Origin of the sequence: Kitasatospora nipponensis (genome assembly GCF_039528135.1) — a bacterium.
GTDB lineage: Bacteria > Actinomycetota > Actinomycetes > Streptomycetales > Streptomycetaceae > Kitasatospora > Kitasatospora nipponensis.
This window is the reverse complement of the sequence record NZ_BAAALF010000814.1, coordinates 1-643: the sequence shown is the minus strand read 5'-3', so window position 1 is coordinate 643 and position 643 is coordinate 1. Positions and strand designations below refer to the sequence as shown.

At 65.2% G+C, this 643-nt stretch carries 1 protein-coding gene; it reads left to right on the top strand.

Features of this window, described 5'->3' with window-relative positions; all coding sequences use genetic code 11:
• Positions 1–643 (top strand): right-handed parallel beta-helix repeat-containing protein (locus ABD323_RS43485; RefSeq protein WP_344447539.1); only part of this gene is annotated, 643 nt, incomplete at both ends.

Genomic DNA, 643 nt, shown 5'->3' with positions numbered 1-643 from the left:
TGGGTCAGGTGGCCCTCGGCATCGGCAACGACGCCAACGCCCACGCCTCCGGCGTCGGCCTGGGCGCCTCGGACATCATGGTCTCGGGCAACACGTTCACCGACGATTCCGGGGCGGGCATCGTGGTCGGGGGTGTGCGGCCCGACGCCCACCACCCGTCCAACGCCGGGATGACGAACCAGAACATCACCATCCAGGACAACCGGATCAGTGATGTCGCCAAGGACTACAAGGACATGGCCGGGATCCTCTCGACCTACGTCACGCACGCCGTCATCACCCACAACGAGGTCTCGAACCTCGCCTACGACGGCATCGACGTCGGCTGGGGCTGGGGGGCCAACGACGCCGGCGGCAGCCAGGACTACCGGAACCGCGGCCTCTACAACTACCAGCCCGTCTACACCACGGCGACGACCCTGAAGAACACCGTCGTCAGCTACAACAAGGTGCACGGCACCAAGAAGGTGTTCCACGACGGCGGCAGCATCTACTCGCTGTCGGCCAACCCCGGCACGAGCATCGACCACAACCACGTCTACGACAACAGGAACACCGTCGGCCTCTACCTCGACGAGGGCTCCCGCTACGAGACCCTGAGCAACAACGTGGTCCAGGACTCGGGTGTGTGGGCCTTCACCAA